We start from the raw sequence: 23,453 nt of genomic DNA, 5'->3' as shown, positions 1-23,453 counted from the left end.
TGGCACTTCGGTGAGCAGCGGCGGTCGTGGGGGTCGATCGGATAGAACTGCCGCATGACGGGTCACGGCACCTCGGCACTGGTCCTCGGCGGCGGCGGCATCACCGGCATCGCCTGGGAGCTCGGCATCCTGGCCGGGCTCGCGGCCGAGGGGGTGCACCTCGCCGGGGCCGACGTGGTCGTCGGCACGTCCGCCGGATCGGTCGTGGGCGCCCAGGTGACCAACGGGCTGCCGCTCGCCGACCTGTACGCCGGCCAGCTCGAGCCGGCCGACGCCGAGCTCGGCGGCCGGCTGTCCCGCGTGGCCGCGCTGAAGCTGGTCCCTTCCTACGTGCTGCCCGGGACCGGACGGGAGAAGCTGGCGCGGGTCGGGCGCGTGGCCAGTGCCTCGCACGCGCCGGGCAGCGTGGACCGCGAGGGCGTCATCCGCTCACGGCTCCCAGTCCAGGACTGGCCGGACCGCGACCTCAGGATCACCGCGGTGGACACGGTGAGCGGTGAGTTCACCGTCTTCACGCGGGAGTCCGGCGTCGACCTCGTCTCCGCGGTCGCGGCGAGCTGCGCGGTGCCGACGGTCTGGCCGCCGGTCGAGATCGGCGGCCGCACCTACATGGACGGCGGGATGAGGTCGGCGGCCAACGTCGACGTGGCCAGGGGTGCCGAGCGGGTGGTCGTGCTCGCCCCGCTGCCGCGCTCGCTGAGCAGGAAGACCTCGATCCGGGCCCAGCTCGAACGTGTCGGGCCGCGGGCCTGGTCGGTGGTCACCCCGGACGCCCAGGCGCTGGAGGCCTTCGGCCGCAACCTGCTCGACCCGTCGAAGCGGGCGGTGGCCGCCCGCGCCGGCCTGCGGCAGTCGCGCGACCTCGTCGAGCAGGTCCGAGCGGTGTGGGAGGCCTGATGGCCTCCCCGTCAGGCGCGGGGGACCAGGTGCTGGCGGAGGTCCACGTCGCCGAGGTCGTCGATGGCGTGGGTGGTGGAGGAGGGGCCGGCGAAGCGGTCGTGGCGGACGTACCTGACCAGCGCGGAGAACAGGGCGGTCAGGACCAGGAGGGCGAGGATGGTGTTCATGGCAGTAATCATCCGCCCATGAAGTTCCTGCCACCAGTGGCAGGAATGCCAGACTTAGTTGATTTCCTGCCACGCATGGTGCACGCTGAGCCCATGAAGAAGGTCGCGGTCGTCGTCCAGGAGCAGCCCGAGCCGTTCGGCCTCGGCGCGTTGTGCGAGGTGTGGGCCGAGCCCTACCACCCCGAGGACGACAACCCGGTCTTCGACTTCAAGGTGGTTTCGCCCACGCCGGGACGGCTGCGCACGCGGGCCGGGTTCGACCTCGTGGTCGAGCACGGCCTCGACGAGGCGGCCGACGCCGACCTGGTGTGCCTGGCGCCCAAGAGCCGCCACCGCGGGACGTCCGACGAGGTCTCCGAGCTGCTGCGGGCCACCCACGAGCGCGGGGCGATGATCTTCGCGCACTGCTCGGCCACGTTCATGCTGGGGGAGGCCGGCCTGCTGGATGGCCGCCGCTGCACCACGCACTGGCGCTACGCCGCCGAGCTGGCCGCGACGTACCCCGAGGCGATCGTCGACCCCAACGTGCTCTACGTGCAGGACGGGACGATCGTCACGGGGGCGGGTTCGGCAGCGGCGCTCGACGCAGCGCTGCACGTGATGCGGCAGCAGTTCGGCGCCAAGGTGGCGGCGACGACCGCACGCCGGATGGTGGTGCCGCCGCACCGCGACGGCGGGCAGGCCCAGTTCATCGAGCGTGCCGTCCCGGTGTGCGAGTCCGAGGCGCTCGCGCCGCTGCTGGCCTGGATCAGCGCCAACCTCGGCGAGGAGCTCGACGTGGAGACGCTGGCCCGCCAGATGCACATGTCCGGGCGCACCTTCGCCCGCCGCTTCAAGGACGAGACCGGCACGACGCCCTACAGCTGGATCCTCGGCGAGCGGGTGCGGGCCGCGCAGGAGCTGCTGGAGCAGACCGACCACTCGATCGACTGGGTGGCCGGCGAGGTCGGCTTCGGCAACGCAGCGACGCTCCGTCACCACTTCGGTCGCGCCCGGGGCGTCAGCCCCCAGGAGTACCGCCGGACCTTCCGGACTCCTGCCTGATCGCCTCGCGCAGCCTAGGGATGGACGCGTCGCGGGGAGCGAGCGCGGCTGCGCGCTCCAGGTCGGCTGACGCCTCGTCGAGCTGTCCCAGTGCTGCGCGGGTGAGGGCCCGCTGCACCAACGCGGCCGGTCGCCGGGGGAACGTGTCGACCGCGTCGTCGAGCTCGACCAGTGCCTCGTCGGCGCGTTGCTGGGCGAGCAGCGCCGCGCCGAGGGCGACCTGGCTGGCGTACGTGTGCGGCGTCCGGACGAGGCTCTCCCGCGCATAGCGCTCGGTGACGAGCGCTGCCTCGACGTCCCCCGCGCTCGCCAGCGGGGCGAGCCCCTGTGCGGCCAGCATCGACAGGTCGGCGTCCCACGGGCGCCACCGGATCGCGTTGTCGAACTGCTCGGCGGCAGCCGTGGCGTCACCGCGGCCCGCCGCCTCCACGCCGCGCTGGACGCTCCACTCGGAGATGCACGCCGCGGCCAGCACGACGGCGGCCGCCGCGCCCACGGCGGCGACGGTGCGCGCCCTCCAGGCCGGCTCGTCCGTGCGTATCGGCTCGCCGACCAGCACCCCCACGAGCAGCGCGCCCAGGGCCACGGGCCCGGCGGACGTGAAGTTCGGCAGCAGGGCGACACCGCAGGCGAGGACCGCGAGGAGGGAGCCGAAGAGCTCGGGGCGCGCCCGCACGGAGTCGACGCCGAGGCGGACGACGTACGCCGCCACCACGAGGGCGAGGAGCACGAGCGGGACCCCGCCCGCCGACCACGCCTGGAGCAGCCAGGAGTGCGGCGAGTCGACCTGTTGGTACGGCCCCGCCCACCGCACCCAGTCTGCGGTCTCGTAGCGACCGAAGGCATCGAGGTAGCCGCTGGGGCCCACGCCGAGGAGGGGGTGGTCCAGCGCCAGCCGCCATGAGGGTGGCCACTGCAGCAGGCGCCCCTCCACCGTCGTCCCCGAGAGCAGGCGCTCGCGGGTGGAGGGGAAGGCCAGCGTGGCGACGAGCAGGACGGCGAGGCCCGCGCCGGTCGTCACCGCCGTACGACGTCCGCGCACCCGCAGCGCCAGCACCACCAGCACGAGGACGCCCACCAGCAGCGCCGTACGGGACCCGGACGCCGCGACCGTGACGAGCGCGCCCGTCGCGCCCACGAGCGGCGCCGGCGTGTGGTCGCGCAGCAGCGCGTCGCCGAGCACGGCCAGGCACAACACGGCGACCACGCCCTGGTCGGTGGCGTTGCCGAGGACCGACCCACCTCGCGCCCCCGAGCCCAGGGCGAGCAGGTCCAGGTGCACCAGGTCGAGCAGCGCGAGGACGCCCAGCGTGGTGGACACCACGGTGAGGGGCGCCACCAGCGCGCGTGCGTCCCGTGCGGCGACGCGGGCTCCGACCCAGGCCGCGGAGAGGTAGAGCGCCAGGGTGGGGACCCCTTCGTAGCGCGGCCAACGGCCCACCAGCGATGCCACCGGCGCGTCGGACGCGACTGCCGCCGACGCCAGGACCAGCAGTGCGACGAGGACGAGGAGCAGGAGGCGTCGCGGCATCCGCCCTCGTGCCGGCCCCCAGGCAGCACACGCCAGCGCGAGGGCCAGCAGCAACAGCTTGGGGAAGGTGAACCGGCTGAAGCCGTCGGGCCACCACGCCAGGGGTGCGAGGGCGACCAGCCACAGGGCCCGGGCGGACCACCGGTCGGGCGAGAGGCCCGGTGCGCGCGCAGCCGCAGGGACGGAGCGGCTGGTCATGGCGGTGAGTCTGGCACCCGCACTAGTCACTCCTGACCGTTTTTCACCGAAACGGCACGCGCGGCCAACGCGCGGTGCGACGGTGTGCTGCGCCGCTCGGGGCCTCGTCCTGTCGTTCATCGAAGAAGGTGTCATCTTGCGAGACCTACTGGAGCTCAAGCAGCACCCAGTCCTGCTGGCCCGCCGCACCGCCGGCGTGGTGCTGGCGCTGGTCGCCGGCCTGTTCGTGACAGCCGCCCCTGCCCACGCGGCAGACGGTCTCGTCACCGGGACCATCCTGACCGACACCGGCGCGCAGGCAAACCACCTGCACGTCGACGCGTACACGCTCACCGGGAACCGGGTGCGCTCCGAGATCTTCGACAACGGGACGTACCAGCTCAGTGTCCCGGCCGGTCAGTACAAGATCTGCTTCTCCAACCACAACAGCTGGCAGACCTTCTGCGCCGGCGGTGGTGTCATCCCCTCGCAGGGCAGCACTGTCACGGTCGGCGCCGGGGGCACGACCGTCGTCGACGGGCGCGCTCCCGCGCGCGGCACGCTGACCGGCCACCTGACGGAGCCCGGCGGCCAGGATGCCGCGGACGCCACCGTCAAGGCCCTCGTCTTCGACTCGGTCGCCGGCAAGTGGGTCGGCGTGCGCAACGCCAGGACCAACGCGTCCGGCAACTACACGCTGCGGGTCCCTCAGGGCACGTACCGCATCCGCTTCGGTGGCACGGGGGTCAAGTACGGCACGGTCTTCTACCCGAACGCGGCCACCCCGGAGGCGGCCACGGACGTCACGATGCCGGCCGGGCTCACGCTCGGCGGGATCAACGGGACCGTCACCCTGGCCTCGTCGATCTCGGGCACGGTCACGGCTCCCGCCGCCGGATTGACGTCCAACGACCGTCGGATCAACGTCGTCAACCTCAGCACCGGCGCGGTGCGCACCGCCTGGACCCGCGTGAGCGGCCCGTCCATGGGCTACACCGTCTACGGGCTCTCGGCCGGCACCTACCGGGTGTCGTTCGCCCGCGTCAGCGGTGCCGCGTTCGGGCAGGCGCAGTTCTACCAGGGCAAGCCCGAGTCGCTCGGTGCCGGCTCGGCGACGGTCGTCACAGTCGGCCCCGACGAGCAGGTGGGTGGCATCGACGCCACGCTGGTCGACGGTGGCACCATCCGGGGCACGCTCGTCGACCCTGACGGTGCGCCGCTGCGCGGCTGCCGGCTCCAGGCGCTCACGACCGACCACAGCCTCGTCACCCGCGCTGCTCGCTCCCAGTCCGACGGGTCCTTCTCGATCGGCGGCCTCAGCACGGGCAGCTACCGCGTCCGCGTGGTGCCGAACAGGTGGCAGGGCGACTGCCACGGCCAGGTCCGCTTCCACACGGCGACGAACGGCACCATGACGCCCGACGACACGCAGAGCGTGGACGTCGCCGTCCAGGTCGGGGCCGCCTCCCAGGTCGGCACCCAGACGTACGCCACGACGCCCGCGGTCCGCGTCCTCACCAGGCCCTCGATCGGGGGCAACCCGGTCGTCGGGTCGACCCTGAGCGTCCAGGGAGGGACCTGGGCGCCGTCCGACGCCGCCCTCGCCTACGAGTGGCGCGACGAGGACACCGGGGCGCTGCGCGGGTCCCAGGCGACGTACCAGGCACAGGCGGCTGACGCCGGCCGGTGGATCGAGCTGGTCATCACCGGGACCAAGAGCGGATACCTGCCGTACCGGGCCTACGTCGGCAGCGTGAGGATCTCGGCAGCGCCCCCGCCCCCGCCGCCGGTCGTCCCGCCGACGACCCCCACCGTGACGCCCCCGCCCGTCCCGCCGGTGGTGCCGGCTCCCGCCACGATCGCGGTGAAGAAGGCGGCGGTCTCCGGCACGGCCAAGGTGGGCCAGGTGCTCAAGGCCAAGCCGGGCAAGGTCTCGGTGCCCGGCGTCAAGGTGACGTACACGTGGTACGCCGGCAGCAAGGCGATCAAGAAGGCGACCAAGGCCTCGCTCAAGCTGACGTCGAAGCTCAAGGGCAAGAAGGTCTCGGTGCGGATCACCTACACCAAGGCCGGCTACACCACGCTCGTCAAGACGATCAAGGTGGGCAAGGTCAAGTAGCCCGGCCGCCTGGTGGGCCCGACGCGCTGGACCGCGTCGGGCTCACTAGGATGGGCGGGTGACCGCGACTGCGCTGGCCGACCTGTCCGCCGACGACCTCGCCGCGCTGCTCGAGGAGCAGCGTGCGGCCTACGAGGAGCTCACGAAGCGCGGGTTGAAGCTGGACCTCACGCGCGGCAAGCCGTCCGCCCAGCAGCTCGACCTCGCCGACGACCTGCTCCGGCTGCCGACGTCGACGAAGGACTCGCACGGCGTCGACGTGCGCAACTACGGCGGTCTCGAGGGCCTCTCCGACCTCCGCGCGATCTTCGCCGAGCTGCTGTGGGTCGAGCCCGAGCAGGTGGTGGCGGGCGGCAACTCCAGCCTGACGATGATGCGCGACTGCCTGGTCGACCTGATGCTCTTCGGTGGTGTCGACTCCGAGCGCCCGTGGGGCAAGGAGGAGACCGTGCGGTTCGTGTGCCCGGTCCCCGGCTACGACCGCCACTTCACGCTGCTCGAGAGCCTCGGCATCGAGATGGTGACCGTCCCGATGCACGACGACGGCCCCGACGTCGACGCCGTGGAGGCGCTTGTCCGGGACGACGCGAGCTTCAAGGGCATGTGGGTCGTGCCGACGTACGCCAACCCCACGGGGGCCATCGTCAGCCAGGACGTGGCCGCCCGGCTCGCCGCGATGCCGACGGCCGCCGCGGACTTCAAGATCTTCTGGGACAACGCCTACGCGCTGCACCACCTGACCGAGGACGAGGCCAAGAGTGCCGACATCCTCACCCTCGCCTCGGCCGCCGGGCACCCGCACCGGCCGATCATGTTCGCCTCGACCTCGAAGATCACCTACGCCGGCGCGGGCGTCGCCTTCCTGGCGGCCTCGACGGCCAACGTGCAGTGGTACCTCGGGCACCTCGGCAACGGCTCGATCGGCCCCGACAAGGTCAACCACCTGCGCCACGTCGAGTTCTTCGGTGACGCGCAGGGCGTGCGCGACCACATGGCGCGGCACCGCGAGATCATCGCGCCGAAGTTCGCCGAGGTCGACCGGGTCCTCACCGAGCGGCTCGGCGGGCGCGACGTCGCGACGTGGAACACCCCGACCGGCGGCTACTTCGTCAACCTCGACGTGGTGCCGGGCACCGCGAGCCGGGTCGTCCAGCTGGCCAAGGAGGCGGGCGTCGCGCTGACGCCGGCCGGGTCGTCGTTCCCCTACAAGCAGGACCCCGACGACACCAACATCCGACTCGCGCCGACGATGCCGCCGGTCGCCGAGGTCACCGCGGCCATGGAGGCCGTGGCGACGTGCGTGCTGCTGGCGGCGGCCGAGAAGGCCAGCGCGGCCTGACGGCTCACGCGGCCGCGGGCTCGCTGCGCAGGCCCCCGCGCACCAGGTCGGCGTACCTCCCGCCGAGGAGCAGCAGCTCCTCGTGGGTGCCGAGCTCGACCACCCGGCCCCGGTCGAGGACGGCGATCTGGTCGGCGTCACGCACCGTGGAGAGCCGGTGCGCGATGGTGATCGTGGTGCGGGTCCGGGCGACCTCGTCGAGGGTGCCGAGCAGCGCGCGCTCGGTCTCGTTGTCGAGGGCGCTGGTGGCCTCGTCGAGCACCAGCACCGCCGGGTCGCGCAGCAAGGTCCGCGCGATCGCCAGGCGCTGCTTCTCACCGCCGGAGAAGCGGTGGCCGCGCGATCCGACGACGGTGTCGTAGCCCTCGGGGAGCGCGGCGACGACGTCGTGGATGCGCGCCTGCCGGCAGGCTTGCTCGACCTAGGCGTCGGTGGCGCCCGGGCGGGCGTGGCGCAGGTTGTCGCGCACGCTCGCGTGCATGAGGTACGTCTCCTGGCTGACGACGCCGACCAGCTCCGCGAGGTCGGCGAGCGCGAGGTCGCGCACGTCGACCCCGTCGACGGTCACGCGGCCCGAGGTGGCGTCGTGCAGGCGCGGGACGAGGGAGGCGAGGGTCGACTTGCCGCTGCCGGTCTCGCCGACGAGGGCGAGCGTGGAGCCCGCTGGGACGACGAGGTCGATCCCGCTGAGGACGGGGCGGTCGTCGTCGTAGGCGAAGCCGACGTCCTCGAAGCGCACCTCGCCGGCGGCGCCGGCGCGGGGGAGCGCCACCGGTGCGTCCGGCTCGGCGACCTCCACCGGGAGGTCGGCGTACTCGAAGATGCGGCTGAAGAGTGCCATCGACGAGGTGATGTCGACGCCCACGTTGAGCAGCCCCATCAGCGGACGGAACAGCGTGCCCTGGAGCGCGACGAACGCGACCAGGGTGCCGATGGTCATGCCGCCGGAGGTGGCCGGGAACCCTGCGGCGAGGTAGATGGCGGCGGGCACGGCGGCGAAGACCACGTTCATGGTGGCCATCCGCCAGCGACCTGCGAGACGGGAGCGGATCTCGAGGCCGACCAGGTCGGCGGAGGTCTCCTCGAACCTCGCGGTCAGGCGCGGCGAGGCGCCGAGGGTCTTCGTGAGCAGGACACCGCTGACGGAGAGGCCCTCCTCGATCTGCACGTGGAGGTCGGCCAGGCGGCGCTGGCGCTGCGCTGTCACGGCGTGCCGCATCCGGGCGACCTGACGGGTCAGCAGCACGGCGGGCGGCAGCACGACGAGCGAGAGCAGCGCCAGGCGCCAGCTCAGCGCGACCATCGCCACGGCCGTGCCGACGACGACGGTCAGGTTGGCGGCGATCGACGTCGCGGTCTGGGTGACGACGCCCTGCATGCTGCCGATGTCGTTGACCAGCCGTGACTGCACCTCACCGCCGCGGGTGCGGGTGAAGAAGCCCAGCGACTGGCGCTGGAGGTGGGCGAACAGGTCGCTGCGCAGCCGGTGCATCACCTTCTGGCCCACCGCGGTGGAGAGCCAGGTCTGCACGACGCCGATCACGGCGCTCGCCACGGCGACGCCGAGCATGGCGCCGACGCAGAGCAGCAGCAGGCGCACGTCCTGCTGGGGGAGGGCCTCGTCGATGACGTGGCGCACGAGGAACGGCTGGGCCAGCGAGACGAGCGAGCTCAGCACGATCAGGGCGACGACGACCGCCAGGGTGGCCCGGTGGGGCGCGAACAGGCGGGCGATGCGTCGGAGGGAGACGGGGGAGTCCGCGAGCTGTCGCAGGTCTGCGGGGTCGGGACGGCCACTGCGCGAGCGGCGGGCGGGAGTGTGGTCATCCATGCGAGCAGCTCCTCTCTGGAGGTTCCGGAAAAGGTGAGGTAGCCTCACTATGAGGGTGCAACCGACCAGACACCGGAGATACTCCATTCCCCCTGAGGAAGACCCCGCCACCGGCGACCTCGTCATGGCGCTCGCCCGCCGCGTGCGCCGTGCGTACGCGGACTCGCTCGCCGAGTGGCAGGTCACGCCGTGGCAGTCCCGGGCACTCCGGGTGCTGTCGTCGCGACCGGACGGCATGCGGCCGTCCGCGCTGGCCGGCGAGCTGCGCATCGCGCCCCGGTCCGCGACCGAGGTCGTGGACGCGCTGGAGGAGCGCGGCTGGGTCCGGCGGGCGGCAGACCCGACCGACCGCCGGGCGACGACCGTCTCGCTCACATCGGACGGTCTCGCCCTGGTGGCACGGATCGACGCGGTGCGCCGGACTGCCTCCGAGCGGGTCCTGGGCGTGCTCACCGAGGAGCAGCGTCGTACGCTCCACGGGATCCTGAGGCTCGTCGTGGGGGAGGACCAGTGACCGTGCGGGTCGGACTGACCGGGGGCATCGCGTCCGGCAAGAGCACCGTGTCGGCGATCCTCGCCGAGCTCGGGGCGGTGGTCGTCGACGCCGACCTCCTCGCCCGCGAGGTGGTCGCCCGGGGCACGCCCGGGCTGGCGGCGGTCGTCGCGGAGTTCGGCGACGCCGTGCTCACGCCCGAGGGCGACCTCGACCGGCCCGCGATGGGGGCGATCGTCTTCGCCGACCCGGAGGCGCGCAAGCGGCTGGAGGCGATCATCCACCCGCTCGTCCACCGGCGCGGTGCCGAGCTCGAGGCGCAGGCACCCGACGACGCGGTGGTGGTGCACGACATCCCGCTGCTGGCCGAGGGCGGGCGGGCAGGATCGTTCGACGCCGTGCTCGTGGTCGACGTCCCGACCGAGGTCCAGGTCGAGCGCATGGTGCGCGACCGGGGCTGGTCGCGGGAGGAGGCGGAGGCGCGGATCGCGGCCCAGTCGTCCCGTGAGGAGCGACTGGCGATCGCCACCGACGTGATCGACAACACCGGGTCGCTGGAGGACCTCAGGGCCCGCGTCACGCAGGTCTACGCCGACCTCCGCGCGCGTGCCTGACGTTTCCCGATCGGGCCGTGCCGGCAGGTAACCTCCGGGCGTGCGTTCGCTCCGACCCCGTCTGGCCGTCCTCGCATCAGGTGTCCTCCTGGTCACCGGGTGCGCGGCGATGGGGACCGGCGACGGAAGCGGTCCGGCCCCCTCGTCCAGCCCGTCGTCCGGCCCGGCGGCCACGTCCGACGAGCCGACCGCCACCGAGAGCCCGCAGGACCCCGACACCCCGACCTCGTGGGGCCCCACGATCGGCGAGGTCGAGGAGGCGCAGCGGCTGGTCAGCACGTGGTCGCCCGACCAGCTCGCCGGACAGGTGATCGTGGGCCGCTTCCACGGCACCGACCCCGAGGAGCCGGCCGCGATGGTGCGCGACCTGCACCTCGCCGGCGTCTCCATCACGGCCGACAACGTCACCGACCGCGACCAGGTCCTGGCCATGACCTCGGCGGTCGCCGAGGCGGCGGCCGAGGACGGCCGCGACTTCCCGCCGGTCATCGGCGTCGACCAGGAGGGCGGCTACGTCTCCCACCTGCGCGGCATCGCCACCGACTTCCCGCACTTCGAGTCGGCCGGGCTCGCCATCCAGGCCGACCTCAGGTCGGGCCGCAAGGTCACCCGGGTGGCCGCGAGGGCGACCGGCTACGAGCTGCGCGACCTCGGCTTCACCTGGGTCTTCGCCCCGGTGGCCGACGTGACCATCGGGGCCGCCGACCCCACGATCGGCGCCCGGTCCCCTTCGGAGGACCCGCAGGTGGCCGCCCTGGCGACGGCGTACGCCGTGAAGGGCTACGACTCCGCGGGCATCGTCTCGACCGTCAAGCACTTCCCGGGTCACGGCACCGCCACGACCGACAGCCACGACGTGCTGCCGGTCGTCGGGTCCTCGCTGGACGAGATCCGCCGGCACGACCTGCCGCCCTTCGAGCTCGCGATCGCCAAGCACGCCCCCGCCGTGATGATGAGCCACCTCGACCTCACCTCGATCGCCCCCGACGTGCCGGCGAGCATGGCGCCGGAGGTCTACGACCTGCTGCGTGACGACCTCGGCTTCGAGGGTGTCGCCATCACCGACTCGCTCGGCATGGGCGCCGTCGGCGGACGCCAGTTCCCGGCGCTCCAGGCACTGCAGGCGGGCGCCGACCTGCTGCTGATGCCCGTGGACACCGCGACCACGCACCGGATCGTCGTCGACGCCCTCAGGTCGGGCGAGCTCTCGCGGGCCCGGATCGAGGAGGCCGCGGCGCGCGTGGTCGCGCTCCAGATGTGGCAGGCCCGCATCGCAGCGAAGCGGCCCGTGCCCGTCGACGTGGTCGAACGGGCACAGGCCGCGAGCGCGGACCTGCTGTCCGCGGCGTACTAGCTGTCAGGCTCTCGCTGAACTTGTCAGGCCGTGCACGGGCCGACAACTTCAGCGATCCCCGGCCAGCCGGGGATCGCTGAAGGGGGCATGCTCAGGCCGCGAGGTCCGGGTCGCCGGCGCGGCGGAGCTTCTGGAGGGCCTCGCGCTCGAGCTGGCGGACGCGCTCGGCGGAGATGCCGTGGCGCGCTCCGATGTCGGCGAGCTTGTGCTGACGCCCGTCGGCCAGGCCGTAGCGGGCCCGGACGATGTCCGCGGAGCGCTCGTCGAGGATCCCGACGAGGTCGTCGAGCCGCTGGCGGGCCTCGGCGTCCAGGACGTTGAGGTCCGGGCCCGGGGCGGTCTCCTGCGCCATCAGGTCACCGAGCGAGGTGTCGCCGTCCTCGTCGACCGGGGTGTCCAGCGATACGTGCTCGCGGCCCCAGCTCATCAGGTCCAGGACGCGGTCGACGTCCATGCCCAGCTCCGTGGCGATCTCCTGCGGCTCCGGGTCGCGGCCGAGCTGGCGCTCGAGCGTGCGGCGGGCCGAGCCGACCTGGTTGAGCTCCTCGACGACGTGCACGGGGAGGCGTACGACGCGTGCCTGCTGCGCGATGCCGCGGGTGATCGCCTGCCGCACCCACCAGGTGGCGTAGGTCGAGAACTTGTAGCCCTTCGTGTAGTCGAACTTCTCGACCGCACGGATCAGGCCGGTGTTGCCCTCCTGGATCAGGTCGAGCATCGGCATCTGGGAGCGGCCGTACTTGCGGGCGATCGACACCACGAGGCGCAAGTTGGCCTCGATGAAGCGGTCGACGGCGAGGCGACCTTGCTCGGCGAGCCACTCGAGCTCGGCCTCGTTGGCGCTCATCGGTGCGCCGCCCTTGCGTCGGCCGACGCGGCCGGTGTCGAGGAGGTGCTGGGCCAGCAGGCCCGCCTCGATGGTCTTGGAGAGCTCGACCTCGGTCTCGGCGTCGAGCAGCGGGGTGCGGGCGATCTCGTCCAGGTAGAGACCGACGCTGTCGCGGCCCTCGATCTCACGAGTGGTGGTGGTGGTGGTGCGCTTGGCCTGTGCAGTGCTCATCTTCGTCCTCCTGCTTCTCGTGCGATCACCCCGTGTCGCACACCTGTTCCAACACCTGTGTTCGATGCGAGATTCCCGATCGGATGTCGGTGCCTTCATCTGCACTGACGAGCCAGTGCCTGCCGGAGTTGCACGAAACAGGAACTCTCAGGGACTTCTCAGGGGTTCCCCGTCGGCGCCGCGCGCATGCGGGGCCGTTGGCACGGGTCTTCCACAGTCCGGCCCGGGTCCTGTGGAGGGACGGGGGCTCGTCTGTGGAGCGCGGCAGGACTTCTGTGGGCAACCCTGTGGGACCGGAAGTTTGTTCGCCGAACCCCTTGCGGCCCGGGTTGCCGCGGGCATAGAACTCTCCCTACCGAAACCGCCTCCGGGCGGGGTCGGGATCGGATCGGACGAACAGCTCCACACGGCGACTTGCTCGCCGCGCAGGCCTGGTGACGGGGTCGGTGGGAGCCGGGAGGCCGGTTCGGTGGACCGGACGTCACCTTCCCGGTCAAGCCGAGGGGCTCCTGATGCTCATACCATCGGGAGCCCCTCACCCTATTTCCCCCGCAGGGTCGCGACCATGCTCCCGCGGGCGGACGGGCGGTGCAACGACGCCCGGGTGAACGGCGGGTGACGCCCGGGTGAACGGCGGGTGACGCCCGGCTTCAGTCCTCGGGTGGCGGGACGTAGCGGTGGAGTGCCGGGTCGTCGGCCTTGAAGCTGCGCACGGGCCCGGGCGGCGTGTCCGCCGTCTCGAACCGGACGGTCACCACGCCCGAGCCGGAGCCCCACACCCAGCCGGCGCCCATCTCGTCGTGGACGACGTCGGCGCCCGGTGGCCAGGTGCGACGTGGGGGCTCGGGCAGTGCGACCTCCTCGACCTCGTCGGCCTCGGGCCTGTCGCCGAAGAGGTCCTCCTGCACCCAGTCGGCGAGTCCGGACACGCCGACCCCGAGGAGGCGCACGCCACCCGTGGTGTCGAGGTCGCCGAGCAGCGCGCGGGCGATGCGGGCGATCGTGGCGTCGTCGTCGGTCGGGCTGGAGAGGGTGCTCGAGCGGCTGAGGGTGGTGAAGTCGTAGAGCCGGACCTTGATGGTGACGGTGCGGCCGGAGAGGCCGTTCTTGCGGAGGCGGGCGCCGACCTCCCGGGCCTGCCGGGTCAGCAGGCCCTCCATCAGGCGCCGGTCGGTGAGGTCGGTGTCGTAGGTGCCCTCGACGCTGACCGACTTGGCCTCGCGCTCCGCGACGACGGGCCGGAAGTCCTGCGCCCGCGCGAGCTGCCAGAGGCCCTGGCCGTGCGCCTGGCCCAGCAGCCGGACGAGCTCGTCCTCGCTGACCTGCTCGAGCTCGGCGATCGTGTGGATGCCGGCGCGACGCAGGCGCTCGGCCGAGGCCGGACCGACACCCGGGATCACGGACACCCTCATCGGGCGGAGCAGGTCGAGCTCGGTGCCGGGCGCGACGACCGTCATGCCGTCGGGCTTGTCGAGCTCGCTCGCGACCTTCGCGAGGAACTTCGACGACGCGATGCCGACGGTCGCGGTGAGCCCGCCGGTGACCTCGTTGATCCGGCGTCGCAGCTGCTCGCCCACCTCGGTGACCGTGCCGACCTCCAGGTCGGGGAGGTCCGCGGCGGCGAGGTCGACGAAGGCCTCGTCGAGCGAGAGCGGCTCGACGAGCGGGGACAGCTCGCGCAGCGCCTCCATGACGAGCTTGCTCGTCGCGCGGTAGGCGTGGAACCGGCCGCTCAGGAACGCCGCGTGCGGGCAGCGGGCCCGTGCCTCGCGACCGGACATCGCCGAGCCGACGCCGTACCTCCGGGCCTCGTAGGACGCCGTCGACACCACCCCACGGCCGCCCGTGCCGCCCACGATGACCGGCTTGCCCCGCAGCGACGGCTTGTCGCGTTGCTCGACGGCGGCGAAGAAGGCGTCCAGGTCGACGTGCAGGACCGACGCGGTGGTGCGCATCAGGCCCCGCCCACGGGAGCCGGCAACCTCGCTGGAACCGTCGTCACCGGGGCAGTCTCTCAAGATCGCAGGCCACGAACCGTCCACAGGGGCGCGTCCCGGCGCCTTCTCCACAGGGTGCCGGCCGTCGAGGGATCGGTCGTCGGTGCCCGCGGGAAGCGTCCTCGTCATGACCTCGACTCCTCACGACCCCGTCCCGCACCCCTCCACCACCACCCTGCGGGCGCGCACGCCCGGTGACCTGGCAGCGTTCGTGCCGGTCGCCCTCGGCTTCGTGCCTGAGCGGTCGGTGGTGCTCGTCAGCATCGGCGCCGGCCACGGCATGCATGCCCGCGTCGACCTGCCGCACGACCCCGACGACGTCGACGACGTGGTCGAGGCCCTGGTCCGGCCGGCCCGCCGCAACGGCGTCCGCGAGGTGGTGGTGGTCGTCTACGACGACGACACCACGGTGGCCGACGAGGCGGCCTGGGCGCTCCACGGGGAGCTCACGGCCGTCGGCATCACGGTCCGCGAGGTGCTGCGGGTGCACGACTCGCACTGGTACGCCGTCCTCCCGGGCGCGCCGCTGTCGGCTTACCAGGGCGTGCCCTTCGAGCTCGCCGAGCACCCGTTCACCGCCCAAGCGGTCTTCGACGGGCGCGTGACGCACGCCAGCCGTGAGGCACTGCGCGCGACCGTCGCGCCCGACTGCGCCGCCGCGGAGCAGACGGAGGCCGCGCTGGCCACGGCGTCCCCACTGCCATCCGGTGCACTGGCTGCGCTGACCCGGCGCCACCTCGAGCGCGGCACCACGTTCACACGCCCCGAGCTCGCCGCGGTGGCCCTCACCGTGACGTCCGGTGAGCGCCGCGACGAGGCCTGGACCTGGCTGAGCCGCCCGCAGGCCCGCGCGGCCGTCGAGCTGTGGTCCGACGCCGTGCGGCGCCTGCCGACGTCGCACGTGGCGGGACCCGCTGCGGTGCTCGCCTTCGCGGCCTGGCTGGTCGGAGACGGCGCCCTCGCCTGGTGCGCCGTCGACCGCTGCCGGGAGGGCGCTCCGGCGCACTCGCTGGCCTCGCTCGTGGCACAGCTGCTCGACACCGCGACCTCACCGGACACCTGGGAGACGCTGCGCCCGGACACCGGCGGCACGGCCGATCCCGCCGCCTGACTTCCCCCTCGCGGGCGGTTCCCGGCGCTCGTCGCCGTGACTAGGGTGCCGTCATGGGAGAAGAGGTCGACCAGCAGGAGTTCAGCCGGGCGGACCGGACGCGGCACCGCGAGAAGGTCCGCCGCAACCTCGACGTGTTCGCCCGGATGCTCCGCGAGGCGCGCTTCGACACCGACGACCCGATGACCGGCCTCGAGATGGAGCTCAACCTCATCGACGACGCCGGTGATCCGGCCCTGAAGAACGCCGAGGTCCTCGAGGCGCTCGCCGACCCGGACTTCCAGACCGAGCTGGGCCAGTTCAACATCGAGATCAACCTGGCGCCGGCCAAGCTCCGCGAGGGCGGCCTCTCCACCTTCGAGGAGAGCCTGCGGCGCTCGCTCAACGACGCCGAGGAGAAGTCCGCCGGGGTGGGTGCGCACCAGGTGATGATCGGCATCCTGCCGACGCTCGCCGAGGGCCACATGAGCCTGTCGTCGCTCAGCGCGAACCCGCGCTACAAGCTGCTCTCCGAGCAGATCCTGGCCGCGCGCGGCGAGGACATCACGATCAGCATCTCCGGGCGCGAGCGGCTGACCACCACCGCCGACTCCATCGTCCCGGAGGCCGCCTGCACCAGCACCCAGTTCCACGTCCAGACCTCGCCCGACCAGTTCGCCGCCTACTGGAACGCCGCCCAGGCCATCGCCGGCATCCAGGTCGCGGTGTCGGCGAACTCGCCGTTCCTCCTCGGCAAGGAGCTGTGGCGCGAGACCCGGATCCCGCTCTTCGAGCAGGCCACCGACACCCGCAGCGAGGAGCTGAAGGCGCAGGGCGTCCGCCCGCGCGTGTGGTTCGGCGAGCGCTGGATCACCTCGGTGTTCGACCTGTTCGAGGAGAACGTCCGCTACTTCCCGGCACTCCTCCCGATCACCGACGAGGAGGACCCGCTCCAGGTGCTCGAGGACGGTGGCACGCCGACCCTGCACGAGCTGCGGCTCCACAACGGCACGATCTACCGGTGGAACCGCCCCGTCTACGACATCTCTCAGGGGGTGCCGCACCTGCGGGTGGAGAACCGGCTGCTGGCCGCGGGACCGACCGTCGCCGACACCATCGCCAACGCCGCGCTCTGGTTCGGCCTGGTCCGCTACCTCGCCGAGAGCGAGCGGCCGCTGTGGTCGCAGATGTCGTTCTCCGCGGCGGAGGAGAACTTCCACGTCGCCGCCCAGCTGGGCGTCGACGCCCAGGTCTACTGGCCCGGCATCGGCCAGGTGCGGGCCACCGAGCTGGTGCTGCGGCGCCTGCTCCCGATGGCGCGCGCCGGCCTCGACTCCTGGGGCGTGCCCGGCGAGGAGAGCGACCGCTACCTCGGCATCATCGAGCAGCGGTGCCTCAAGGAGACCAGCGGGGCTGCCTGGTTCGTCGACCGGGTGCACGAGCGTGGGGGAGAGGACCGCTACGACGTCCTGCGCGCCACGCTCCTGGACTACCGCGAGCGGATGCACAGCAACGCGCCCGTCCACGAGTGGGACTGACCGCGACGCGCCCCGTCAGGCCGGTCGGCGCAGCCGCCGCCACTCGCGGCGCACGTCGGAGACGGGGTCGAACCAGCCGCGCCTCGTGACGACCACGAGGCCGACCGGAACGCCGAGTGCCGACGCGGCCCACCGCGCCGGACCGAGCCAGCGCAGGTCGTCGTCGTGCGGGCTGAGCTCGCCCGGCCGGGTGAGCCACAACGCCGGCGGCTGCGCCGCCGCGGCTCCGCGCAGGAGCAGCGAGAGCACGACGTCGGCCCGCATTCCCGCGTCGAGCACCGGAGGGTCGTCGACGTGGCGGACGCTCCGGCCGGGGACACCGGCGTGGAGCACCGTGGGGAACCGGCGCCGGGGCTCGCCCTCGACCAGCTCCAGCACGGCCGCGCGCAGCAACCGGTCGGTGCGCCGGTCGATGGGTGCCTGCAGGGTCACGCCCCCACCCTGCCCCAGCGACACCCCGCGGACGCGCGTCTCCACAGGCTGCCCAAGCCCGTCCGTTTCCGTTACGGTGCCAGCAGGTCCACCGCACGGACGCTGTGGCCGCGAGAGGAGACCCCATGGGCACCGTCGTCGTCGGATACGTCCCCAAGCCGGAGGGCGACGCCGCCCTCAGCGCCGGCATCAGCGAGGCCAAGCTGCGCGGCAGCAGGCTCGTCGTAGTGAACTCCCACCGCGGTGGCCAGGAGTTCGACGGCCCCAAGGCCCGCGCCGCCGAGGACGACCTCGAGAAGATCCGGGCGACGCTCGAGGACGCCGGCGTCGAGCACGACATCCGACAGCTGGTGCGCGGGTTCGAGCCCGCCGAGGACCTGATCAGCATCGCCGAGGCCAACAACGCCGAGCTCCTCGTGATCGGCCTGCGCCGCCGCTCGCCCGTCGGCAAGCTGATCCTCGGCAGCAACGCCCAGCGGGTGCTGCTCGACGCACCCTGCCCGGTGCTCGCGGTCAAGGCCCAGTAGCCCACACTCGCGGCGCGGCTCCCCGGCGCGGCTCTGGGGCACAATGCCCCCATGGGCTTCAAGATCACCGGCGACGCGGCCGCCGACAAGGTTCTCGACGACTCCTCGTTCGCCCTGCTGATCGGCATGATGCTCGACCAGCAGTACCCCATGGAGCACGCCTTCCGTGGGCCCGCGAAGGTGCTCGACCGGATCGGCACCTTCGAGCCGCACGCCATCGCCGCGGCCGACCCGGAGGAGTTCGCCGCGATGGCCTCGACCCCGCCGGCCATCCACCGCTTCCCCGGCTCCATGGCCGCACGCCTCCAGGAGGTCGCGCGCATCGTGGAGGACACCTACGGCGGTGACGCGTCGCGGCTGTGGACCGAGGCCGCCGACGCCAAGGACCTGCTCAAGCGGGTGATGGCACTGCCCGGCTTCGGCAAGCAGAAGGCGCAGATCTTCGTGGCGCTGCTCGCCAAGCAGCTCGGCGTACGTCCCGAGGGCTGGGAGGCCGTCGTCGGCGACTACGCCCTGGACGGCCACCGCTCGGTGGCCGACGTCGTCGACGCGGACTCGCTGCAGAAGGTCCGTGACTTCAAGAAGGCCAAGAAGGCCGCCGCACGCGCCGCGGACTAGGTGGATGCCGGGACGTGAGGAGGGCCGTGGCAGAATGACCGCGCGGCTCTTGACGTCACCGGGCCTCGCCGCGCCCCGAAGCTGTTTGACGAGAGGTGTTCGTGTCCTCACACGCACGCAAGTTGCTCCCCGCGGAGGTGCTGACGCACCCCTCCATCGCCGCTCTGGTCGCCGGCGGCGCCCCGACTGGCACCGTGTCCCCCGAGGACGTACGTCGCGCGAGTGACGAGGCCGGTGTCGAGCCCAAGCACCTGAAGGCGCTCCTCGTGCACCTCAGCGGCCTGGGCATCTCGGTGCAGGTCGACGCCACGAGCCTGCGGGCGGTCGCCGCGACCAGCAAGCGCTCCGGCACCTCGGCTGCCGCGAAGAAGGCCCCGGCGAAGAAGGCGGCCGCCAAGACCGCCGAGGCTCCGGCCAAGAAGGCTCCGGCGAAGAAGGCTGCCGCCCCGGCCAAGAAGGCAGCGGCGAAGAAGACCGCCGACGCCCCCGCGGGTGACGAGGTCGTCGACCTCGGCGCCGACGCCGCGGTCATCGGCCCGGACGGCAAGAAGGTCCTGCCCGACATCCCGGACGACCAGTTCGAGAAGGACGTCGCGGCCGACCCGACCATCAAGGAGGACGAGAAGCAGGCCTTCACCGTCTCCGCGGCCGACGAGACCGACGAGCCCGAGCAGCAGGTCATGGTGGCCGGTGCCACCGCCGACCCCGTCAAGGACTATCTCAAGCAGATCGGCAAGGTCCCGCTGCTCAACGCCGAGATGGAGGTCGAGCTCGCCAAGCGGATCGAGGCCGGCCTGTTCTCGGAGGAGAAGCTCGCCAAGGGCGGCCGGATCAGCGCGAAGATGCTCGAGGAGTACGAGTGGATCGCCGAGGACGGTCGCCGCGCCAAGAACCACCTCCTCGAGGCCAACCTCCGCCTCGTGGTCTCGCTGGCCAAGCGCTACACCGGTCGCGGCATGCTCTTCCTCGACCTGATCCAGGAGGGCAACCTCGGCCTGATCCGCGCGGTCGAGAAGTTCGACTACACCAAGGGCTACAAGTTCTCGACCTATGCGACGTGGTGGATCCGCCAGGCGATCACCCGCGCGATGGCCGACCAGGCCCGCACCATCCGCATCCCGGTGCACATGGTCGAGGTCATCAACAAGCTCGCCCGCGTGCAGCGCCAGATGCTCCAGGACCTGGGCCGCGAGCCCACCCCGGAGGAGCTGGCCAAGGAGCTCGACATGACCCCGGAGAAGGTCATCGAGGTCCAGAAGTACGGCCGCGAGCCGATCTCGCTGCACACCCCGCTCGGCGAGGACGGCGACTCCGAGTTCGGTGACCTGATCGAGGACTCCGAGGCGATCGTCCCGGCCGACGCGGTCTCGTTCACCCTGCTCCAGGAGCAGCTGCACGCCGTGCTCGACACGCTCTCCGAGCGCGAGGCGGGCGTGGTGTCGATGCGGTTCGGCCTCACCGACGGCCAGCCCAAGACGCTCGACGAGATCGGCAAGGTCTACGGCGTGACCCGCGAGCGGATCCGCCAGATCGAGTCGAAGACGATGTCGAAGCTGCGCCACCCCAGCCGGTCGCAGGTCCTGCGCGACTACCTGGACTGAGCACCCGGCTCCGTCGCACCCGAAGCAGCGTCGCCCCGATGGGCGGCGCTGCTCGGCATTTCGGGCCCGCCCGCACCCCTTGACGCCGGATCGCGCCAGGCGGACGATGCAAGAACGCGAACGACGATTCGCGTTCATGGATCTCGGGAGGGCCCATGCTCGGACACAGCGCTCGTGACCGGTCGGCACTGGCCGGCGTGCTCCTGCTCGCGACGGGGGCGCTGGCCGCGCTCGCGCCGCCCGCGCAGGCCGACCCGCTGCCACCGACAGCGGTGGCGATGGGGGACAGCTTCATCAGCGGCGAGGGCGCCGGCGCCTACCAGGCCGTCACCGACCAGTCCGGTGTGGCGCAGGGGTTCCCCCGCTGGTCGGCGTCCAACAGCAACGCCTTCTTCTGCCACCGCTCGGCCAACGCCTCGATCCAGGTGGCGGACCTGCCGGGCATCACCCACCGGGTGAACCTCGCCTGCTCGGGCGCGCAGCCCGCCGACATGGCGTCGGCCTCCACCGCGCGTCCCGCCGGACGTACGGTCGCCGCCCAGATCGCTCAGCTGCGGAGCGTGGCGCAGACCGGCGACATCGACCTCGTGCTGCTGGGCTTGGGGTCCAACAACAGCCAGTTCACCTTCGGCGGCGTGGCCGCGGAGTGCGCCGGCCGCTTCGTGGCCGACGGCTACACCGGCTGGTGGGAGGTGTGGATCCACTTCGCCAACTGGGTCACCGGCGCCGAGCTCAACGAGCGGGCGTGCAGCGACGCCGACTTCGCGACCGCGACCCAGCTCGCGGCAGCGCGGGCGGAGACGACGGCCGCGGTGCGCCAGGTCCTCGACGTCCTCGACGAGGTGGACGCCGACGGCGACCACCGGGTGGTCCTCCAGGACTACACCAACCCGCTGCCGCCGGCGTACGCCGAGCAGTACCGCACCGAGGACGGCCGCAGCGACACCCGGGACAAGTACCGTGCGCTCGTCGACGAGAGGTACGCCGCGGGCTGCCCCGCCGACATCGACTCCCTGGCGCCGGCGCACCGGTTCAGCCAGAACCTCGGTGGTCTCGTCGCAGGAGTGGCGTCGACGCTCCAGGCCGAGCGGCCCAGCGCGAAGATCACCTACCTGAACGTGCAGCGGGCATTCGACGGCGCCCGGCTGTGCGAGCAGCCGGGCAGCCCGGGCAACTCGCTCGCCACGCCGCTGCGGGTGATGGACGGCCCGAGCGGGGTGCACGTGCAGAGCTTCACGCCGTACGACAAGTTCGACATCAAGCGGGTCACCGACACCTGCCAGTCGTACTACCAGACCTGCCAGGAGTCCTGGCACCCCAACGCGGCGGGTCAGCGGGCCCTCGGCACCTGCCTGCGGGGCGCGTGGCTGGCCGGCGCCCGGAGCGTCACGTGCGTGCGCAGCGGGTCCGGGGCCATCATGGTCCAGTGAGTGGCACTCGGCGCAGCCCCCAGCAGGACCGGTCGCGGGAGACGGTCGACCGGATCCTGGTCGCGGCCGAGCACGAGATCGGCGAGCGGGGCGTGGCCGGGGCGAGCACGACACGGATCGCCGCGCGGGCCGGGCTGTCCGTCGGTGCGCTCTACCGCTTCTTCGAGGACAAGGCCGCGATCGTGGACGCCCTCGCGAACCGCTACCTCGAGGCGGTCGCGCCCGCCTACACCGAGGTGGTGTCGGGGATCGCGTCCGTCGCCGACCTCAACGACGCCCTCGGCGAGCTGCTCCGGCGCGCCGCAGCGCTCCAGGAGGAGCACCCCGGCTACTACCGGCTCACCGAGGAGCTCTCGCCCGACCGCGGCGACTCACCCGCCCACGCGGTCCGCGAGCACCTGGTCGACCTCTTCACCGACGCGCTCCGCGGGACCGGGGTCGAGCAGTCGCCGGGCGAGCTGCGTCGCGTGGTCGAGCTCTGCATCGAGACGGTCCGCCACACCCTGGCGCACCGCCCGCCGGGACACGACGACCGGGAGCCGTCGCTGCGCGAGGTCGAGCTGATGCTCCGCGCCTACCTGGACGCCCGGCTGCAGTGACGGCCGTGGCCCGCCCGGGTCGCGTGGCCGTCGCGGTGCCGGCTGCGCTCCTCCTCGCCGCCTGCTCGGCCGACCCGGCGCAGCCGTCGCGGCAACCCTCCGACCAGCCCGCCGTCGCACGCTCGACGACGCCCGAGCCGTCCGCGAGCCCGTCGGTCGAGCCCGAGCCGCAGCCGACGCCCGTCGCGCCCGACGACCTCGACGTGTCCACGGCGACCGGGACCGTACGCCACCTGGCGGGCGTCGTCGGCCCGCGCGAGGCGACCGGCCCGGCGTTTGCCCGGGCGGCCGACTGGGTGGCCCGGGCCTTCGAGCGCCAGGGCTACGACGTCAGTCGCCAGCGGGTCGACGTGCCCGCGGGGGAGTCGTGGGGCGTGCCCGTCTCCGCCGGCCGCTCGGCCAACGTCGTCGCGACGCCACTCGGGTTCGACCCCACCGAGCCGCACCTGGTGGTGGGCGCGCACCTCGACACGGTCCCGCAGGCGCCGGGCGCCGAGGACAACGCGTCGGGGGTGGGCGTCGTGCTGGCGGTCTCCGCCGCCGTGTCCGGCCGGCGCACCCGGCTGCCGGTCGTCTTCGTCGCCTTCGGCGCCGAGGAGCCGCGGGGTCCGTCGGACGACGACCACCACTACGGCTCGCGGAGGTACGTCGCCCTGCTGGCGCCCGCCGAGCGGGCCGCCGTGCGTGGCATGGTCTCCCTCGACCGGGTCGGGGTGGGCGCCACGGTGCCGGTCGGGTCCGCCAGCGACGGTGACCCCGTCCAGCGCAGCCTGCTGGCCGCGGCCCGACGCGCGGGCGTGCCCGCCGTCCCCGACCCGGGCCAGCGCAGCAGCGACCACTGGTCGTTCGTCCGCAACGGCCTGCCCGGCGCCCGCCTCGGCTCGACGCCGTACGCCGGCTACCACTCGGCGGGCGACGTCCCGGCCGTGGTGGAGCGCGCGCAGCTCGAGCGGGTGGGTCGGCTCCTGCTGGAGTGGCTGGCGCCGCGCTGA

Annotated in this window: 20 protein-coding genes and 1 pseudogene; 15 read left to right on the top strand and 6 right to left on the bottom strand. The window is 72.8% G+C overall.

The genetic code is table 11. From position 1 onward, the window contains the following. Positions 1 to 54: 54 nt before the first annotated feature. Positions 55 to 897 (top strand): patatin-like phospholipase family protein, encoded by an 843-nt coding sequence (locus tag ACE3QY_RS06460; RefSeq protein ID WP_374455185.1) that lies wholly within the window; start codon positions 55 to 57, stop codon positions 895 to 897. 11 nt (positions 898 to 908) lie between these two features. On the opposite strand, the gene ACE3QY_RS06455 is transcribed toward ACE3QY_RS06460, so the two are convergent. Further along, a complete protein-coding gene (locus ACE3QY_RS06455) occupies positions 909 to 1,067 on the bottom strand; it encodes a hypothetical protein (RefSeq protein ID WP_374455184.1) in 159 nt (52 codons plus the stop codon). A gap of 93 nt (positions 1,068 to 1,160) precedes the next feature. Between ACE3QY_RS06455 and ACE3QY_RS06450 the strand changes: the two genes are divergently transcribed. After that, positions 1,161 to 2,111, top strand: coding sequence for a GlxA family transcriptional regulator (locus ACE3QY_RS06450; protein WP_374455183.1), 951 nt, complete (start codon positions 1,161 to 1,163; stop codon positions 2,109 to 2,111). Here the strand turns inward: ACE3QY_RS06450 and ACE3QY_RS06445 are convergent. Beyond that, a complete protein-coding gene (locus ACE3QY_RS06445) occupies positions 2,068 to 3,840 on the bottom strand; it encodes an O-antigen ligase family protein (RefSeq protein ID WP_374455182.1) in 1,773 nt (590 codons plus the stop codon). The two genes, ACE3QY_RS06450 and ACE3QY_RS06445, sit on opposite strands and share 44 nt — an antisense overlap. A 136-nt stretch (positions 3,841 to 3,976) precedes the next feature. Here ACE3QY_RS06445 and ACE3QY_RS06440 point away from each other — a divergent pair, with 136 nt between their 5' ends. After that, complete coding sequence (locus ACE3QY_RS06440; RefSeq protein WP_374455181.1) at positions 3,977 to 5,938, top strand: carboxypeptidase regulatory-like domain-containing protein; 1,962 nt, start codon at positions 3,977 to 3,979, stop codon at positions 5,936 to 5,938. Between the two features lie 58 nt (positions 5,939 to 5,996). Next, a complete protein-coding gene (locus ACE3QY_RS06435; protein ID WP_374455180.1) occupies positions 5,997 to 7,277 on the top strand; it encodes an aminotransferase class I/II-fold pyridoxal phosphate-dependent enzyme in 1,281 nt (426 codons plus the stop codon). Between the two features lie 4 nt (positions 7,278 to 7,281). Here the strand turns inward: ACE3QY_RS06435 and ACE3QY_RS06430 are convergent. Further along, positions 7,282 to 9,108 (bottom strand): annotated as a pseudogene (locus ACE3QY_RS06430) (ABC transporter ATP-binding protein). Positions 9,109 to 9,232: 124 nt separating this feature from the next. Here ACE3QY_RS06430 and ACE3QY_RS06425 point away from each other — a divergent pair. Genes ACE3QY_RS06425 through ACE3QY_RS06415 form a run of 3 tightly spaced genes read left to right on the top strand, consistent with a single transcriptional unit; the run spans position 9,233 to position 11,569 of the window. Further along, positions 9,233 to 9,622, top strand: coding sequence for a MarR family winged helix-turn-helix transcriptional regulator (locus ACE3QY_RS06425; RefSeq protein ID WP_374455179.1), 390 nt, complete (start codon positions 9,233 to 9,235; stop codon positions 9,620 to 9,622). A gap of 2 nt (positions 9,623 to 9,624) precedes the next feature. After that, positions 9,625 to 10,215: a dephospho-CoA kinase gene (gene coaE / locus ACE3QY_RS06420; RefSeq protein WP_374455178.1), complete on the top strand. Its 591-nt coding sequence runs from the start codon at positions 9,625 to 9,627 to the stop codon at positions 10,213 to 10,215. 40 nt (positions 10,216 to 10,255) lie between these two features. Beyond that, on the top strand, positions 10,256 to 11,569 hold the full coding sequence (locus ACE3QY_RS06415; RefSeq protein WP_374455177.1) for a glycoside hydrolase family 3 protein: 1,314 nt from the start codon (positions 10,256 to 10,258) through the stop codon (positions 11,567 to 11,569). Positions 11,570 to 11,660: 91 nt separating this feature from the next. Here ACE3QY_RS06415 and ACE3QY_RS06410 read toward each other — a convergent pair whose 3' ends face one another. After that, the gene (locus tag ACE3QY_RS06410; protein ID WP_374455176.1) at positions 11,661 to 12,629 is read right to left on the bottom strand and encodes an RNA polymerase sigma factor RpoD/SigA; all 969 of its coding nucleotides are present in this window, start codon (positions 12,627 to 12,629) and stop codon (positions 11,661 to 11,663) included. Between the two features lie 650 nt (positions 12,630 to 13,279). Beyond that, positions 13,280 to 14,584: a DNA polymerase IV gene (locus ACE3QY_RS06405; RefSeq protein WP_374455175.1), complete on the bottom strand. Its 1,305-nt coding sequence runs from the start codon at positions 14,582 to 14,584 to the stop codon at positions 13,280 to 13,282. A gap of 169 nt (positions 14,585 to 14,753) precedes the next feature. On the opposite strand from ACE3QY_RS06405, the gene ACE3QY_RS06400 reads away from it, so the two are divergent. Beyond that, positions 14,754 to 15,737 (top strand): DUF4192 domain-containing protein, encoded by a 984-nt coding sequence (locus ACE3QY_RS06400; protein WP_374455174.1) that lies wholly within the window; start codon positions 14,754 to 14,756, stop codon positions 15,735 to 15,737. 53 nt (positions 15,738 to 15,790) lie between these two features. Further along, positions 15,791 to 17,254, top strand: a complete 1,464-nt coding sequence (locus ACE3QY_RS06395) for a glutamate--cysteine ligase (protein ID WP_374455173.1) — start codon at positions 15,791 to 15,793, stop codon at positions 17,252 to 17,254. Positions 17,255 to 17,269: 15 nt separating this feature from the next. Here ACE3QY_RS06395 and ACE3QY_RS06390 read toward each other — a convergent pair whose 3' ends face one another. Next, entirely contained in the window at positions 17,270 to 17,686 is a 417-nt protein-coding gene (locus ACE3QY_RS06390) for a hypothetical protein (protein ID WP_374455172.1), read from the bottom strand. Between the two features lie 125 nt (positions 17,687 to 17,811). Between ACE3QY_RS06390 and ACE3QY_RS06385 the strand changes: the two genes are divergently transcribed. From ACE3QY_RS06385 to ACE3QY_RS06360, 6 genes are all read left to right on the top strand, one after another. After that, positions 17,812 to 18,213 carry a universal stress protein gene (locus tag ACE3QY_RS06385; protein WP_374455171.1) on the top strand — a complete coding sequence of 134 codons (402 nt, stop codon included), beginning with the start codon at positions 17,812 to 17,814 and terminating at the stop codon, positions 18,211 to 18,213. A gap of 51 nt (positions 18,214 to 18,264) precedes the next feature. After that, positions 18,265 to 18,831, top strand: coding sequence for an HhH-GPD-type base excision DNA repair protein (locus ACE3QY_RS06380; protein ID WP_374455170.1), 567 nt, complete (start codon positions 18,265 to 18,267; stop codon positions 18,829 to 18,831). Between the two features lie 95 nt (positions 18,832 to 18,926). Next, entirely contained in the window at positions 18,927 to 20,432 is a 1,506-nt protein-coding gene (locus tag ACE3QY_RS06375; protein ID WP_374455169.1) for an RNA polymerase sigma factor, read from the top strand. 155 nt (positions 20,433 to 20,587) lie between these two features. Then, positions 20,588 to 21,862 (top strand): hypothetical protein, encoded by a 1,275-nt coding sequence (locus tag ACE3QY_RS06370; RefSeq protein ID WP_374455168.1) that lies wholly within the window; start codon positions 20,588 to 20,590, stop codon positions 21,860 to 21,862. Further along, positions 21,859 to 22,461 carry a TetR/AcrR family transcriptional regulator gene (locus tag ACE3QY_RS06365; protein ID WP_374455167.1) on the top strand — a complete coding sequence of 201 codons (603 nt, stop codon included), beginning with the start codon at positions 21,859 to 21,861 and terminating at the stop codon, positions 22,459 to 22,461. Before ACE3QY_RS06370 ends, ACE3QY_RS06365 begins: the two co-directional genes overlap by 4 nt. Before the next feature lie 5 nt (positions 22,462 to 22,466). After that, positions 22,467 to 23,453, top strand: a complete 987-nt coding sequence (locus tag ACE3QY_RS06360; protein WP_374455166.1) for a M28 family peptidase — start codon at positions 22,467 to 22,469, stop codon at positions 23,451 to 23,453.

The sequence above is a fragment of the Nocardioides sp. genome (assembly GCF_041913365.1).
Classification (GTDB): Bacteria; Actinomycetota; Actinomycetes; order Propionibacteriales; family Nocardioidaceae; genus Nocardioides.
This window is presented reverse-complemented; position numbering and strand designations above follow the sequence as displayed.

Excerpts from the sequence above, each read along its gene's own strand:
- ACE3QY_RS06460 (WP_374455185.1), top strand. The coding sequence starts at position 55 with ATGACGGGTCACGGCACCTCGGCACTGGTCCTCGGCGGCGGCGGCATC.
- ACE3QY_RS06455 (WP_374455184.1), bottom strand. The coding sequence starts at position 1,067 with ATGAACACCATCCTCGCCCTCCTGGTCCTGACCGCCCTGTTCTCCGCG.
- ACE3QY_RS06450 (WP_374455183.1), top strand. The coding sequence starts at position 1,161 with ATGAAGAAGGTCGCGGTCGTCGTCCAGGAGCAGCCCGAGCCGTTCGGC.
- ACE3QY_RS06445 (WP_374455182.1), bottom strand. The coding sequence starts at position 3,840 with ATGACCAGCCGCTCCGTCCCTGCGGCTGCGCGCGCACCGGGCCTCTCG.
- ACE3QY_RS06425 (WP_374455179.1), top strand. The coding sequence starts at position 9,233 with ATGGCGCTCGCCCGCCGCGTGCGCCGTGCGTACGCGGACTCGCTCGCC.
- ACE3QY_RS06410 (WP_374455176.1), bottom strand. The coding sequence starts at position 12,629 with ATGAGCACTGCACAGGCCAAGCGCACCACCACCACCACCACTCGTGAG.
- ACE3QY_RS06405 (WP_374455175.1), bottom strand. The coding sequence starts at position 14,584 with ATGCGCACCACCGCGTCGGTCCTGCACGTCGACCTGGACGCCTTCTTC.
- ACE3QY_RS06400 (WP_374455174.1), top strand. The coding sequence starts at position 14,754 with ATGACCTCGACTCCTCACGACCCCGTCCCGCACCCCTCCACCACCACC.
- ACE3QY_RS06395 (WP_374455173.1), top strand. The coding sequence starts at position 15,791 with ATGGGAGAAGAGGTCGACCAGCAGGAGTTCAGCCGGGCGGACCGGACG.
- ACE3QY_RS06385 (WP_374455171.1), top strand. The coding sequence starts at position 17,812 with ATGGGCACCGTCGTCGTCGGATACGTCCCCAAGCCGGAGGGCGACGCC.
- ACE3QY_RS06380 (WP_374455170.1), top strand. The coding sequence starts at position 18,265 with ATGGGCTTCAAGATCACCGGCGACGCGGCCGCCGACAAGGTTCTCGAC.
- ACE3QY_RS06370 (WP_374455168.1), top strand. The coding sequence starts at position 20,588 with ATGCTCGGACACAGCGCTCGTGACCGGTCGGCACTGGCCGGCGTGCTC.